This window comes from Geminisphaera colitermitum TAV2 (assembly GCF_000171235.2).
Classification (GTDB): Bacteria; Verrucomicrobiota; Verrucomicrobiia; order Opitutales; family Opitutaceae; genus Geminisphaera; species Geminisphaera colitermitum.
Window position 1 is genome coordinate 1 of the sequence record NZ_ABEA03000080.1, and the last position, 14,489, is coordinate 14,489.

The following is a 14,489-nucleotide window of genomic DNA, read 5'->3' on the forward strand; positions in this document are numbered from 1 at the left end:
CCCGCTCCGCATCGCCCGCATCACCGCCGCGCTGCCCACCAGCACCAACGTAAACATGACGACCGCGATGGCCGTGGCCCGCCCGATCTGAAACTCCGTGAACATCGTCGAGACCATCAACGTCCCCAGCGTGTGCGAACCACTCGCCGGGTCCTGCGACGTGAGCAGCCACACCAGTTCAAACGCATTCAAACCGCCGATCACCAAAAACACCGCCGAGATGACCAGCACCTCGCGTATCAGCGGCAACGTTACAGAAAAAAACTGCCGCGCCGTCGAAGCCCCGTCCAGCGCCGCCGCCTCGTAAAGCTCCGCCGGGATCGACTCCATCGCCGCCAGGTAAAGCACCAGATTAAACCCGCACGCCATCCACAGGTAAATCGGGATCAACGCCCCGTACAAATGCCCCTGAGCCAGCCACGCGAAACCCTCGAAACCCAAAAACCACCCCGCCACCCCGTCCGGCGCGCCCGCCGCCGCCAGCCACCGCCCGCACGCCACCAACCCCGCGTTGACGATCCCTCCACGCGGATCGTAGGCCGCCATCCACAGCAACGTCGCCGCCACCCCGCCCAGCAGATTGGGAAACAAAAACACCACGCGAAACACCCCCGCCCCCCACACCCCGCGATGGATCAACACCGCAAAAAACAACGCCGCCGGCACCACCACCAGCGCCGGCACGATCATCAGGTAGAGATTGTTGCGTAGTGCGAACCAGAATACATCGCTCTCCAGCAGCAGCCATTTGAAATTAAAAAGCCCCGCCCACTCGCGCGCCCCAAACCCGTCCCACCGCGACAGCGCCCACCCAAACGACACGATTCCCGGAGCCAGCACAAAACCCGCGAACAACAAAAACGCCGGTCCCACGAACCCCGCCGCGAACCGCGGACGCAGCCGTCCCAGATACCCCGTGGCGCGGGCGTCCCGCCCGCTTCTGGAAAGACTGCGGGCGGGACGCCCGCGCCACCCCACCCACGCCACCAGCCCCGCCACCACCAATAAAAGCCCCGCCGCCGCCCAGCCATGCCGCACCACCACGCGCCCCGGCTCGGCCAGCCGCGCCCGCTCCGTCTCCGCCGCCGCTTCGAGCCGCCGCCCAAACTCCTCCGGCGAAATCCTCCCCGTCATCAACCGGTAACGCGCATCGGTCAGTGCCTGGTTGATCATCGCCTGAAACGCCGCGCTCGTGGCCGGCGCCGCGTCAAAACTCCCCGCGCCCGACTCCGCCGCCCGCCGGATCATCTCCGCCAAATCGCGCATCCACGGCGAATAGTCCTCCGCCCGCGCCGCCCGCAACGCCACCGGCGAATCCACCTCGCGCACAAACCGCCGCGCCACCTCGCGCGACGTCAGGTAACGGAAAAAATCCACCGCCGCCCGTTCCCGTGTCTCATCCCCCGTTTTAAACAAAAAATAATACCCGCTCTGCGCCTGCAACGTATCCGCGCGGTTCGAAAGTGGCGCGGGCGTCCCGCCCGCAGGTAGGGGCGTCGCTTGCGACGCCCGCGCACGCCATTCGATGCCACGTCCTGCATACGCGGGCTTCGCAAGCGAAGCCCCTGCGTGTGGCGCGGGCGTCCCGCCCGCTTTGAAAACGGATGCGGGCGGGACGCCCGCGCCACTTCCCGTATCACCGAACACCGGGAAATTCACCGCCCCCAGTTCGAACCCCGCCGGCAGCCGTCCGCGCATCTCGTTGACGAACCACGAAGCCGACACCGCCATTGCCGCCCGCCCCTCGATGAACTCAAGCTGCGCCGCCGTGTGAGACATCCCCTGCCAGCCGCGCACCAGATGTCGCGTTGCAATTCGCTGCACCACCTCCGCTGCCCGGACAAACCGCGGATCGCTCCGCATCCCCGGCTCCAGTTGCAGGTAATCGCGATACCCCTGCGGCCCCGCGAGATTGTAGTGCGCCGCGCGCAGGAACGCGTCGCCATAGCGCATCACCAACCCCGGCAACGCCACTGGCGCCACCGGCGCTGCGCCTCCTGCCGTCTCTGTCTCGATCCGTTCGCAGAGCGCAAAGAACTCATCCCACGTCCGCGCCGGCTCCCATCCGTGCTCTCGAAACATTCCCTTGTTGTAAAACAGCGTCCACACCGCATGGGCAAACGGCAGACCATAAACTGCTCCCTCCCCCCCCCCCCCCCCTGCCCTGCTCTGAGTCCAACGCTCCAGCACGCCCGGCAAAAACGTATCTCGCCACCGCGCATCGCCCTCCCAGTTGAGGCCATCGAGCCACGGACCGAGATCGAGGATGCGCCCTGCCTTGATCAAATTTGGATACAACAACACCGCATCCGTCGCATCGGGAAAATCGCCCGCCATGACGCGAATCCGCACCTTGTCATTGATCCGCGGATCGCCATGCAACCGCACGCGCACGCCGGGCCGCAACGCCTCAAACTCCCGCGCCACCTGCTCGAAAAACGTCGCACCATATCCAGCCACCAACACCGGAATATCGAGCATGACCTCCGCTTCAGCCTGCGCACGCTCCGCCGACGTGAGGCTCCCCCCCCACGCCAGCATTCCGCAAACGACAGCAACAACCCAACGCAACATGAACGCCGGTTGTGTGCGTTGTTGCCCGTCGCATCAATCACAAGGTGGAGATGATGACAGTTCAATGGCCGGGAAAATTCGCATCGCCGGGGGCAAACGCCGCGCCGCAGACCGTCAGGTCGTCGATTTTCCCCCGGTAATTCGCATAGCCCTCGTAGCGGCCCCCGATGGACCACGTCGAGTTGCCATAGCTGCGCGCAGGCGAAATCGCCTTCTCCGCGTCAAGCTTGCCATCGATGTAAATGCGCAGATGCCGGCTGTCATTGGTGACCCGCACGCGGCTCCATCCGCCAAAGGGCAGCCGGCCACGGGTCGTCAGCGTCTCAACCGGCACCTGTTTGTTCCCGTTGCGCACAACCTCAATCCGCCCATCCGGCAACAGGTTGATGTTGATGCCATCGCTCCATCCTGTCCGCCCGATCACGGATTGCGGCGACGTAACGCCCGGCTCCGGGTTGAGTTGGAAGTCAACCGTCGCATTGCCGATCGGCCAGGTGCGCAGACGCATCTTCAAGGGAGTTTCCCCGTTGAGACGCAAAACACTCCCCCCTCCCCCCCTGTCATCGGGTTCCAGCATGGATGGATCAATGACGACCGGCATGTCGCCAAGAGAGTCGCGTCCGGCATTGCCGGGCGTGTCGAAAGTCCAGCGCCCGGCTCGAATCGATTCCATCGGTATCCTCGCCTCAATTACGGACGGCGTCGCAAACGGGATGTCCTTGCCCAGATATTCGCTTCGGCCCGGCATGCCCGTGCGACCGGATGCTGTCTCCAGATTGACGGATGTTTGTATCAAATTTTTCGCTACAAACCGCTCTTTTGTGGCGAAGGGATAAACGACATCGGACAAGGCAACCCGTCCGCTGGCGGTCTCGTAACGGACGTAAAACGCGTCAGAAACGCGGGGCTCGCGTGTGAGAACCGAAAGTTTGAACGCGCCCTTTTTTGTGCCTGCCGGAAGCGGTTCGTGACTCTGCGCGGCAGGATCGAGAGGCGCCGCTTCGATGGTAAGGTTGCCGGCGCGGATCAGCCCGCGCTCGTTCAACTCGCGTGCGGTAAAGGCAAGCAGACCCTTGCCTGCCACCGTGAGCACCTGGAACCGGGTGTCGGGCGTGACCGCGCATAGCAAGCCGGCTGGCGTCCAGTCTCTCGCATTGCGCGAGACGACTTCCGATTTGCCCCACGTAAAGGCGTCCGAATTTTTCTCCGCGTGACGGCGCACCGCATTCAAGACCTCCCCCCCCTCCACGCGTAGCATCCTGTCCGCGCGCCCGCTGAGCACAAGATTGAGCAGGGTTTTGTTGTTGGTCGCTCCGTTGAACACGGCCAGCGGGCGATCGTTGCGGAACAGGGTGGCGCCCGTGATTTCTTCCCCGGCTTCAAAGGACACCGCAGCCTCTACAATCCCCTCCCCCCCCCCTCCCCGGAAAATCTCAAGTGTATTGGGAAATTCGATATGCGCGTTGACCGGGACTTTTACTGTCACCGCGTTTTGGTGCCAGCCGTTGACCAGAAAAACCGGTGGCAGCTTCGCTGTAGTTGAGAATCCACGACTGCTCACGGTGAGCCGGGGCGTGAGCACGGGCGAACGGGCAAGAGGCGTGGTCGGAATGAGCCATTCCATCCGGGCAAACTCATTCGCGGCCAGCGTCCGGGGTTCGAGCGGGGCGACCGGCTTCCCGTCCCTGTCGAGCAACTCGCCGCGCACGGTCACTGGTCCCTGGGCGAGCGAGGGCAGGTTGAGCGCCTCGATCCGCAGGAGCGTGCCGGGGATTTCCTCGCGGTGATAGGCGAGGCAGATTTCAGGCCGCGTCGCGGTGGGTGCGATGCCCTTGAACGCGTCGCTGTAGGCGCGGGTGATCAGGGGATTGGCCGGGGTGAAAAGCATCGGCAGCACGCTGGTTTCGTCGTGGTCGTTCCACGTTTTGAAATGCATCCAGCGGTCGCGTCCTTTGCGCACCATGAGGAAACAGTCGTGCAACTGGTCGAAACCGCGGTGCGGTTGGTAAAAATCGTTTCGTCCGTTCAACCACGCGCCGTAGTAACCGGGGGAAAAACCGGCCATGTAGTCCTTGCCGTGTCTGCCGGCGGCATCTGCAACGATGTCCGCAGTCTGTTGAAGAGGCACGCCGTCGATTCCCTCGAAGGCAAAACAGTAGGCCATGTCGAAATGCGGGGCGTAGGAATCAAGCCATTCACGATCCTGCTTCGTGTAGTTGCGGTTGAGGTTGGCGATCAGGTAAATGTCGTGCCCCGCTGCGCGGAGTCCGGCGCGGATGGACGCCCATTCCTCCGGTGTCCACGCGCCCCAAGTGTAGGTAGCCACCACGGGTTTTCCGCCGTGTTGCGGGTAGTTGGGATGTTTGCCGAAGAGCGTGAGCATCCGGTCGAGTTCGCGCACCTGACGTTCGACGGTGCTTTTCACGTCGAGACAGAGGGCGATTTGGAAATCGCTGCCTTCGGCGGCTCTCAACATCTGGTGCACGATCTCGGAGTAATTGGTCTGCCCGTTCGTCTTTCCGAACACCACATCGACCATAAAACCATCGAAGCCCTGCGCCTTCGCCTGACGAAACTCCTCCGCCCAGTCCGCCTGGTTATCGCCTGCGGAACGGAACAGCGGATAATTGTAATATTTGGCGGCGAGGATGGAGGCGTCAGTCGGCTTGAACCAGGGCACGTAATGCGCCCACACCATCGGCTTGTCAGCGACTTCGCCGGCCTGCGTCGTCACGGAAATGGCGCAGGCGGCCAGAGCAGCGAGCGTGATTTTTGCGAAGGTGTTTGTCCTCATGATTTGCTGAGATCCAATTTGGTTCGTGATCGAAGGGGGGGGGGGGGGGGGGAGGGGAGATTGTTTCAAGTTCAGCTTTGGTCGCGTGTGCGTGTGTTGGAACGGTGCCAGCGAAGCAGTGCGACAAAAGTCAGGATGCCGCCTGCCAGCGTCAAACCTGCCGTGGCCGGTTCGGGAACAGCGGGGACGGCGACAAGCGCGAAAGTAAAATCCCAGCCGGCACTGACCACCGTTGTCGGGTCGGTGTTGTATGAGGCCTGACTGCCACTTCCGTTGGGGAAGGGATCGTTGCCGCTGTTGGTGGCCACGAAAGACAGGCTGTTGGACGCCACCATGCTCGTCGCCGCGAGTTGGAATTGATAGGCGCGGTCTTTGATAAGCGTCAGTCCGTTGGGAATCGAAAGATACAGGTAATTGCCACCAACAATCGAGGCGGGCGACAGGCTGAATTGGTAAGTCTCCAGTTTTGAGTTCACGGCGCTGCCGTTTGTGACGGCGGCGATTTCAAAAATCCGGAGTTCGAAGTTCTGTGACTCGCTCAGGCTCGCGTCACTGGCGAGTTTTATGGCGATGCCGGCAAGCGCCTGCTCAGTGTTCCATTTGAACGACTGCACATCAGAGCGGATGTTGCCGGCGCTTTGGTAGCGAATCCCGACGGTCCTTTCGGCGATGTCCTGCCGCAGGGTGATCGAGCCGGCGGTGAACGAGTTGAGGTCAGGCAGCAATGCCGGCGTGATGCTGACGGCGGCTTGGAGTTGAGCGGCGGCGAGTCCGATGAGGAGTGCGGGAAGCGACAGCATGCAGTGTAGTTGTTTTTTCATGACGTGTTGAATTTTGGATTATTTCTGAACAGGCGGAGGCTTTCTCCCGGCGGGAATGCCGGGAAATAAATTGGGCGAATTGCGGCGGGGGGGGGGGGGGGAGAGGCTACTTGTTATTGCCCATTTTCACGGAGAACGGGACGACCTTGACGTGCCAGTCGAAGAAGAGGACGGCGCGACCGTCGTCGAAGATCGGTTTTTCGGGACTTTTGGTGCCCACCTGTCCACCAACGTCGGTGAGCAATTCCTGGTCGATTTCCATGATGGCGATGGCGCGCGTGGGGTTGTCCACGGTGTGGAGCGGTTTGGGCGTGCGCTTGTGTTCATCGCCCTTGTCCCAGCCCCAGGGTGACTCGTTCGCCACGCCGCCGCGGTAGACTTTGTGGTTGGTAACGTAGGCGGTGTAGTTCTCCAGATCGGTCCGGGTGCGGCCGTATTGGGAGAAGAAGCGGCTGTGGCCGAGAATCTGAATACGTTCGTTGGTTTTTATGGGGAAGCCCATGTGTTCGGCCAGCCAGTAGGAGAGCTGGGTTTGTTTGCCGTTGCGATAGGCGTATTGCGTGTTGTCCAGCGGGCCGGGCAGTTTGTCCTTGTTGTCGTTGGTGAACAGCGCGACGGCCATGCCAAGCGAACGGAGGTTGGCAATGCTGTCCATGCGTTGCGCCTTCAGGCGCACTTTGGATGTCACCGGAATAAGGATACCCGCCAGTATCCCGATGATGGCGATGACCGTCAGGAGTTCGACAAGGGTAAAAGCACCGCGAAGGGAGCCTCGAAGCGAGAAAGGGGGAAAGGGCGGGAACATGGGTTTCTGGGTTTCGGCTGAAGGTTGTCGTGGGACAGGGGAGCATCTTTTGCGATGTTTGGTCAAGAGAAAATACACATTATTTTGTGTATCATATAATGGGTATATTTTACAGGGCACCATTTGCTAACCTTCTCTTGTGCCTGTCGAACTGCCAGATGCTTTTGGTCAAGTGCTGCGTGATTACCGCACGCGCAAGGGTTGGAGCCAGATGAAGCTGGCGATGGAAGCGGGGATGCATCTGAACGCCCTCGGGAATCTGGAGCGCGGATTGCACAACCCCAGCCTGCAAACCATCTTCTTGCTCTGCCAGGCGCTCGAAGTCTCCATGACAAAGTTCATGGCCTCCGTGGAAGCTCGTATCAGACGTTGAATCTGTGGCGCGCCTGAATCGACGGGTAAAGCGGCGGGTAGTCATACGAGGACGCAATTTGGCAGACAGGCTTGCGGACGGAGAGCTTTTCGTTGTTTTAGCCTAAAATGAAAAAGTCCTCTGGCACGCCCTCCCGCGCCTCCTCGCGCACCACGATGGCCGCGGTGGCGGAGCGCGCCGGAGTCAGCCAGATGACCGTCTCGCTTTCGTTGCGTGACGATCCGCGGATTTCGCCGGGCACGCGGCAGCGCATCAAGCGTCTCGCCGCGCAACTCGGCTACCGCCCGGACCCGGCGGTGTCGCAGCTCATGAGCCGCCTGCGGCACAGTCGCGTTTCCGGCCCCGTCCCGGTGGCGTGGCTCACCACGTATCCGACACCGTCGGACTGGCGGGGGAACGCGGCCAATCGCGCCTTTTTCGAGGGAGCGACGCGGCGGGCGGAAGAACTCGGATTCCGGCTCGATGAATTTTGGTTGCACGAACCTGAAATGAACACGCACAGGCTGAGTGACATCCTGCTGGCGCGTGGCATTCACGGCGTATTGGTCGCGCCATTATTTGAACCGGGAATAATTTCCGGTCTCCAATGGGACCAACTGGCGGCGGTGGCGTGCGGCAGCTACTCTTTGACGGAACCCAATCTGCACCGCGCCTGCACGCACCATGCTCATGCGGTGAAGGTGGCGTGGGAGGGACTGACGCGACTCGGTTACCGGCGCATCGGTCTGGTGATCGCGGACCATCACAACCGGCGCACGGGGGGCCAATGGCTGGCGGGTTTGCTGTTGCAGCAACACACGCTCCCGCCGGGTTCGCCAGACCGGATCGAGCCCTTCATCGCGCAGGAAAACGAATACAATGCGGCGGCGATGATGCGCTGGTATCGGAAGCAGCGTCCCGACGTAGTGCTCTCGTTTGGACAGGCTAGGGAATGGTTGATGGAAAATGGAGTGTCGGTCCCTGAACAATGCGGTTTTGCGCGGCTGGACCGTGTGGAGCCAGGCATGGCGTGCGTGGACGAGCATCGCCCAACGGTGGGAGCGGCGGCATTCGACCTCGTGGTGGAACAGCTCAACAACCACCAGTTCGGATTACCCGTGCAGCCGAAAACCGTGTTGATCGAATGCAGTTGGCACGATGGCCCGACCGCACCGGGACCGCGCCAAACAAGAAAAACATCCAGACGCTGAATCTCATAACATCATAACAAAAAACATGCGCCAGCCACCCACCACCCGTTCCGCAACCACATCCGCCGCTGTCCCGGCCACCTGCATTTTGTCGATCAAGGCCATCCCCAACGCATCGCGCAACGCCATCGCCGGCTGGCTCGGCGACGCGCTCAAGGTCAAAGTCAGTGCCCCCGCGCTGGAAGGCCGCGCCAACGAGCAACTCTGCGATTTCTTAGCCGAAACCCTCGGCATCCCGCGCCGCGCCGTGACCGTGGCCGGCGGCGAAAAATCTCGTCAGAAACGCATTCAAATCATCGGCCTCGACCTCCCCGCCGTCCGCGCCCGTCTCAACGCCACCTTGGGAACGCCAATCTCCTGATCGGCTCCCCCCCCCCCCCCCCCGATTCTGCGCACTCGCCACACCGCCAAATCACGTTTCAATCACCGCCCTGTCATGACCCGCTCACGCCAATACCCGCGTCCCCGCGCCGCCTTCACCTTGGTCGAACTCCTCACCGTTATCGCCATCATCGGAGTGCTCTCCGCCCTTGTCATCGCCGGTATCAGCCATGTCCGCCACCAAGCGCGCATTACCGCCTGCCGCTCCAACCTCCGCCAGGCCGGCGTCGCCATGCTCAACTACGCCGCCGACTCCCGCGACCGACTCCCAGGCCCCCTCTGGCGTGGCCAGGGACCATTCTACAACTCCGACGGTACCGGCAATTTCAATACCAACAGCGGCAACCTCGCCGACTTTATCGTCCCTTATTTCGGTCTCCAGCCCCCGCCGCAATTACCCGACCCCGGCACCCGCGCCGACGCCCTTTCCTGCCCCGCATGGCTCAACTCCGAACGCGCGCCCAACACTTACATCTGTTATTATTCCACCGGCGAGATTGGTGCGGACGATGGCACCGGTTCGTTTCCCTTTGGCCGCTACAACAGCGACGCGCAAAGCGCCATCCCGCCCATGCAAATCTCCCAGCTTCCCGAGCCTGCCACCACCCTCGCGCTGCGCGAATTTGACCGCCGCCAGTTGCCCGAAGACTCCACCTCGCACTACGCCACCGACCCCCGCGTTCCCCCCGGCCCCGTCCACGGCGAAACGCGCAACGCCCTCTACTTCGACGGCCACGTCGGCGCCATCCCCTGACGCCGCGAGGCCGCGGTTCCGCCCCCCCCCCCCCCCCCGCCGCCTTGCCGTCGCGTCACCGGAACTTCACGCATACCGGCGCGCCCACCACTGCGTCCGCGCCGTCCAGCTTTGTCAGCGCGCCATCCGCGCCCACGCGAAACACCGCGAGGTTGTTGCTGTTCTGGTTGGCGGCCACCAGCCAGCGCGCATCGGGCGTCAACGTGAAATGGCGCGGCCCGCGGCCCCCGCTCGATACATGATCGACCGGCGACAACCGCCCGCTCTCCGGATCACGCCGAAAACGCGCCAGCGAATCGTGACCGCGGTTGGACCCGTAAAGCGTCAGCCCGTCCGGCGTCAACGCCAGTTCCGCCGTCGTGCTCTCACCCGTGAATGTGCCGGGTAGAGTCGTGATGTGCTCGATGGAAATAAACGTCCCCTCCGCCGCATTGTATCCAAAAACGCTGACCGTGTTGGCCAGTTCGTTGATCACATAAAAATGCCGGCCGTCCGGAGAAAACACCCCATGACGCGGCCCGCTGCCGCCCGGCAGTTCGATCCACGGCGCAGACTCGTGCGGTGTGAGAACGGACGTAGCCGCGTCATGCCGGAAAACATACACGCGGTCGCCGCCCAGGTCGGGCACGAGCAGCAGACGATTGTCCGGCGAGAATGTCACCCCGTGCGCATGCGGTGTCGCCTGACGCTTCGCATGGGCCTTGCTGGCATGTGTGTTTTGAAAAAACGCCGTCTCCGCCCCAACGCGCCCGTCGTCCTCAATACGCCACGCCGTAATGCTGCCGGCGGAGTAGTTGGCAACGGCGAGCGTGCGCCCCGTGACATCGACTGCCACATCGCACGGACCCGCCCCGCGCGTCGGTGCGTCGTTGAGCGCAACGAGCGCCCCCGTGTCCGCCTCCACCCCGGCAAACGCATGCACCGCCTGCGACGCCTCGCTCACCACATACAACGTCCGCCGGTCGGGCCGGATCGCGACAAACGACGGATTCGTCAACTCCGCCACCAACTCCGGTTGCGAAAACGCCCCGCTCGTAGTATCGAACCGGATACGATAAACCCCGCGACTGTCGGAGTTCCTGGTGTAAGTGCCGACGTAGGCGGTCAGCAAAGATTTGGCACTGGCGGAGGGAGCGGAGGTGTTGGAGGCGGACATGGTGATGGCAGTGGTGATGGAAAAAAAGGACGGCAGACAGGCGAACCGGCAAAAGCGTAGAAACATGCGGGGCATGGATGTGGGAAGATGCAAACAAGTGTGAATGAAAAACGCCGCGCACGCTGTCCCACCCGCCGCACCAGCGCAAGAAGCACGTTTTTCAAATGAGCGAAAAGGGAATGCCCTCCCCCCCCCCCCCCACTACCCCGGCACCGACGTCGGCAACGCATCCAGAAACGCCCGCAACGGCGCCGTTGCCCGCCCCCGTTGCCATGCCACGAACATTTCCCACACCGCCCCCTTGTCGCTCAACGGCACGAAAACCACACCCGGCGACCGCGTGTGCCTCACGTGGTCGGATTGCAACATCACCGCCCCCTCCGTGACGACCACCGCCAGCCCCTCGCCCAAGCTCTCTGACACCTCGGTGAAACGAGGCCGAAAACGCGCCCGCCGGCAAAGCTGCTCCACCCAACGATTGTAGCCCGGCATATCTTCCTCGTTCGCGCTCACGAACAACTCGCCCCGCAACTCCGCCATGCTCACCCCATCCCGCGCCGCCAGCGGATGCCCCGCCGCCAGCGCCGCCACCACCGGCAGCGACACGAGCCGGCGCGTGTGAAACTCCTTCGTCAAAAACGCCCCCGCCTGCCCCAGCAACGCCACGTCAATCTCCCCCTTGCGCAACGCCGCGATCTGCGCCCCCGGCGCCAAGTCCAGCAACCGGACCTTCACCTGCGGATACCCGCTCCGCAACGCCGCCAGCGCCGGGTTCAGGAAATCCACCGCCGACGACAAATACCCCACGCGCAACGACGCGCTCTGCCCCCGCGCCAGCCCGCGCACCTCCTGCCACACGCCATCCAGTTGCGCCAGCACCGGCCGCATCCCCTCGATCAACGCATGCCCTGCCGCCGTCGGTGCCACGCCGCCCGACGTGCGCTCCAGCAACCGCCCGCCCACCTCGCCCTCCAGCGCCTGCACCTGCCGCGTCAACGTCGATTGCGACACGCGCAACCGCTCCGCCGCCCGGTTGAGGCTGCCCATCTCCACCACCACGAAAAACGCGCGCAATACATCCAGATTCACCCCCCGAGGGTTATGCTCCGGGCGCATAGCCGCAAGCGCATCCTCGCATTAGTCAATCCGCGCAACCGGTGCTATTGTCTCACGCATGTCCACCAGTCCACGCCGCCTTCCCTCGATCCTGCGGATCACCGCCCTGGCCATTTTTCTCGTCACCCTCGGACTTTGGGCCGCCACCGGCGCACGTATCGGATGGACCATTACCAACATCGCCGAAATGCACCACGACGAGATCACCGGCATTGATTATCCCGTGCGCAAAAACACCTTCATCGCCGGCGTTGAAATCCCCCTCCTCGGCCTCTCCGCCGCCCTCGCCCTCGGCGGCCTCGGCTTCTTCCTCTCCCGCACATCCGCTCCCGCCAGCCCCGCCGCCACTTCCCGTCAGTCAACATCCAACAACTAACCACACACCCGCCGCATCACATCCGCATGAAAACAAACCTCCATTCCAGCACCCGCTCCCAACAACGCTCCGTCCGACTCCTCCTCAACCTGGCCGCACTTACCACTGCCGCTCTCCTCGCCGCAACCCTCGCGCCCGTCAGCAGCACCGCCGCGCCCCTCTCATTCGACTTCAAGGACCCGAAGGGCGTCAACAACGTGCAATTCAAACTCGACGCCCCGCTCGAATCCATCACCGGCACTGCCACCGGCATCAGCGGCCAGATCACCTTCGATCCCGATGCGCCCGCCGCCACCACCGGACGTATTGTACTTTCCACGACAACCCTCACCGTCGGCAATCCCATGATGGCCGAGCACCTCCACAGCGCCAACTGGCTCGACGTCGCCCAATATCCCGAGATCGTTTTCGAAGCCGTCAAACTCGACAGCGTCACCACCGACGGCGCCAAAACCACTGCCAACGTCTCCGGCAAACTCACCATTAAAGGCATCACCAAGGACATCGTTGTCCCCGTCACCCTCACCCACCTGCCCGACAAACTCGGCGCCCGCCTCGGCAACGCCAAGCTCAAGGGCGACCTCCTCGTCCTGCGCGCCAATTTCGAAATCAACCGCAGCGACTACAACATCCAGCCCGGCCAGAACACCGACAAAGTCGCCGAGACCATCCACCTCTCCCTCAGCATCGCCGGTGCCGCGCAAAAATAACCACACCCTCAATCCATAAACCCGCACCCACCATGAGCACCAAAATCAAAATCATCTTCCACAGCCTTTACGGTCACGTCTATCGCCTCGCCGAAGCCATTGCCGAGGGCGCCCGCTCCGTGCCCGGCACCGAGGTCGAACTCCTGCAAGTCCGTGAAACCCTGCCCGACACCGTCCTCGAAAAAATGGGCGCGCTCGAAGCCAAAAAAACCTTTGCGCACATCCCCATTGCCGACCCGCGCACGATCAACGAAGCCGACGCCCTCCTCTTTGGCAGCGGCACCCGCTTCGGCAGCGCCTCCGCCCAGTTGCAGGCATTTTTCGACGCCACCGGCGGCCAGTGGGCCAAGGGCGCGCTCGTCGGCAAACCCGGCGGCGTGTTCACCTCGACCGGCACGCAGCACGGCGGACAGGAGACGACGCTCATCAGCATGCACACCTTCCTCCTGCACCACGGCATGGTGGTGGTCGGCGTGCCCTACGCGGCGGCGGGCCTTTCCAACACCGCCGAAATCACCGGCGGCACGCCCTATGGTTCCTCGACCATCGCAGGCTCCAGTGGCGAACGCACGCCAACCGAAAACGAACTCTCCGTCGCCCGTTTCCAAGGCAAACACACCGCCGAAATCGCCGCCAAACTCGCGTTGAAATAACAACGGAGGGCGGGTCTCCTGACCCGCCAGACGCGGCGCAGCCGCGCCCATCCGTATCGTTAATTCTGTATTCGGATGGGCGAGGCTCGCTGATGCGAGCCTCGTCGGCGGGTCAGGAGACCCGCCCTCCGCCACTAGCACTGTCCCTCCCCCCCCCCCCGCCACGAGGAAACTTACTTCTGCTCCACGATCTTGACGCTCTTCACCTCGACGCGCTCGCGCGGGGTGCTGCGCTCCGGTCCGCTGGTTGGGACATTGGCGATCTTGTCGAGCACATCATCGCCCGCGATCAATTGGCCGAAAGCCGTGTACTGGCGGTCGAGGAATTTCGCATCGCCATGACAGATGAAAAACTGGCTGCCCGCCGAATTCGGATCGCTGCTGCGCGCCATCGAAATCACTCCGCGCACATGCGAACGCGAATTGAACTCCGCCTTGATCTTGTAACCCGCGTCGCCCGTGCCGGGGATGCCGGGCGCGTCTTTCTTCGAGTTGGGACAACCACCCTGAATCATGAAGCCCTTGATGATGCGGTGAAACGCCGTGCCATCATAAAAACCCTCGCGGGCTAATTGTTTAAAATTCTCCACCGTCTTCGGTGCCACCTCCGGCCAGAACGCGATGGTCATGTCGCCCACCGTGGTCGAGATGATGGCCACCTCCTTGCCTGCGGCGGTCGCGGCATCCTTGGACGGCGCAGCGCCGCCAGACGCTTGCGAAAACGCGATGCTGGCCGAAGCGAGCATCGCAAAAACAACAGTCAACAGTCGGGATTTTAGGTTCATG

General features: G+C 62.8%; 14 protein-coding genes. 7 read left to right on the plus strand and 7 right to left on the minus strand.

The window, feature by feature from the left end; translation table 11 throughout:
- The 4 genes from OBACDRAFT_RS30640 to OBACDRAFT_RS25120 all read right to left on the minus strand — a co-directional run.
- On the minus strand, positions 1-2,574 hold a 2,574-nt coding region (locus OBACDRAFT_RS30640; protein WP_043584583.1), incomplete at its 3' end, for an extracellular solute-binding protein.
- 61 nt (positions 2,575-2,635) lie between these two features.
- The gene (locus OBACDRAFT_RS08080) at positions 2,636-5,437 is read right to left on the minus strand and encodes an endo-1,3-alpha-glucanase family glycosylhydrolase (RefSeq protein ID WP_232766843.1); all 2,802 of its coding nucleotides are present in this window, start codon (positions 5,435-5,437) and stop codon (positions 2,636-2,638) included.
- Between the two features lie 2 nt (positions 5,438-5,439).
- On the minus strand, positions 5,440-6,189 hold the full coding sequence (locus tag OBACDRAFT_RS08085) for a hypothetical protein (protein WP_043584551.1): 750 nt from the start codon (positions 6,187-6,189) through the stop codon (positions 5,440-5,442).
- Between the two features lie 106 nt (positions 6,190-6,295).
- The gene (locus OBACDRAFT_RS25120; protein WP_052361467.1) at positions 6,296-6,994 is read right to left on the minus strand and encodes a prepilin-type N-terminal cleavage/methylation domain-containing protein; all 699 of its coding nucleotides are present in this window, start codon (positions 6,992-6,994) and stop codon (positions 6,296-6,298) included.
- Positions 6,995-7,133: 139 nt separating this feature from the next.
- Between OBACDRAFT_RS25120 and OBACDRAFT_RS08095 the strand changes: the two genes are divergently transcribed.
- From OBACDRAFT_RS08095 to OBACDRAFT_RS08110, 4 genes are all read left to right on the plus strand, one after another.
- A complete protein-coding gene (locus OBACDRAFT_RS08095; RefSeq protein WP_081721898.1) occupies positions 7,134-7,367 on the plus strand; it encodes a helix-turn-helix domain-containing protein in 234 nt (77 codons plus the stop codon).
- Positions 7,368-7,474: 107 nt separating this feature from the next.
- Entirely contained in the window at positions 7,475-8,557 is a 1,083-nt protein-coding gene (locus tag OBACDRAFT_RS08100) for a LacI family DNA-binding transcriptional regulator (RefSeq protein ID WP_043584553.1), read from the plus strand.
- 25 nt (positions 8,558-8,582) lie between these two features.
- Positions 8,583-8,918, plus strand: coding sequence for a DUF167 domain-containing protein (locus tag OBACDRAFT_RS08105; protein ID WP_052361475.1), 336 nt, complete (start codon positions 8,583-8,585; stop codon positions 8,916-8,918).
- A gap of 75 nt (positions 8,919-8,993) precedes the next feature.
- Positions 8,994-9,692 (plus strand): type II secretion system protein, encoded by a 699-nt coding sequence (locus OBACDRAFT_RS08110; RefSeq protein WP_052361477.1) that lies wholly within the window; start codon positions 8,994-8,996, stop codon positions 9,690-9,692.
- Positions 9,693-9,747: 55 nt separating this feature from the next.
- Here the strand turns inward: OBACDRAFT_RS08110 and OBACDRAFT_RS08115 are convergent, their stop codons facing one another.
- Positions 9,748-10,848 (minus strand): lactonase family protein, encoded by a 1,101-nt coding sequence (locus tag OBACDRAFT_RS08115; protein WP_232766858.1) that lies wholly within the window; start codon positions 10,846-10,848, stop codon positions 9,748-9,750.
- 201 nt (positions 10,849-11,049) lie between these two features.
- Positions 11,050-11,937 (minus strand): LysR family transcriptional regulator, encoded by an 888-nt coding sequence (locus tag OBACDRAFT_RS08120; RefSeq protein ID WP_043584594.1) that lies wholly within the window; start codon positions 11,935-11,937, stop codon positions 11,050-11,052.
- Positions 11,938-12,022: 85 nt separating this feature from the next.
- Here OBACDRAFT_RS08120 and OBACDRAFT_RS25125 point away from each other — a divergent pair, with 85 nt between their 5' ends.
- From OBACDRAFT_RS25125 to wrbA, 3 genes are read left to right on the plus strand one after another with little or no spacing between them, the layout of a single operon-like run.
- Positions 12,023-12,340 carry a hypothetical protein gene (locus OBACDRAFT_RS25125; RefSeq protein WP_052361481.1) on the plus strand — a complete coding sequence of 106 codons (318 nt, stop codon included), beginning with the start codon at positions 12,023-12,025 and terminating at the stop codon, positions 12,338-12,340.
- Between the two features lie 26 nt (positions 12,341-12,366).
- The gene (locus OBACDRAFT_RS08125) at positions 12,367-13,050 is read left to right on the plus strand and encodes a YceI family protein (protein WP_052361487.1); all 684 of its coding nucleotides are present in this window, start codon (positions 12,367-12,369) and stop codon (positions 13,048-13,050) included.
- A gap of 32 nt (positions 13,051-13,082) precedes the next feature.
- A complete protein-coding gene (wrbA, locus tag OBACDRAFT_RS08130; protein WP_043584555.1) occupies positions 13,083-13,703 on the plus strand; it encodes an NAD(P)H:quinone oxidoreductase in 621 nt (206 codons plus the stop codon).
- A 173-nt stretch (positions 13,704-13,876) separates the two neighbouring features.
- On the opposite strand, the gene OBACDRAFT_RS08135 is transcribed toward wrbA, so the two are convergent.
- Positions 13,877-14,449, minus strand: coding sequence for a peptidylprolyl isomerase (locus OBACDRAFT_RS08135; RefSeq protein WP_232766860.1), 573 nt, complete (start codon positions 14,447-14,449; stop codon positions 13,877-13,879).
- Between the last annotated feature and the right edge of the window lie 40 nt (positions 14,450-14,489).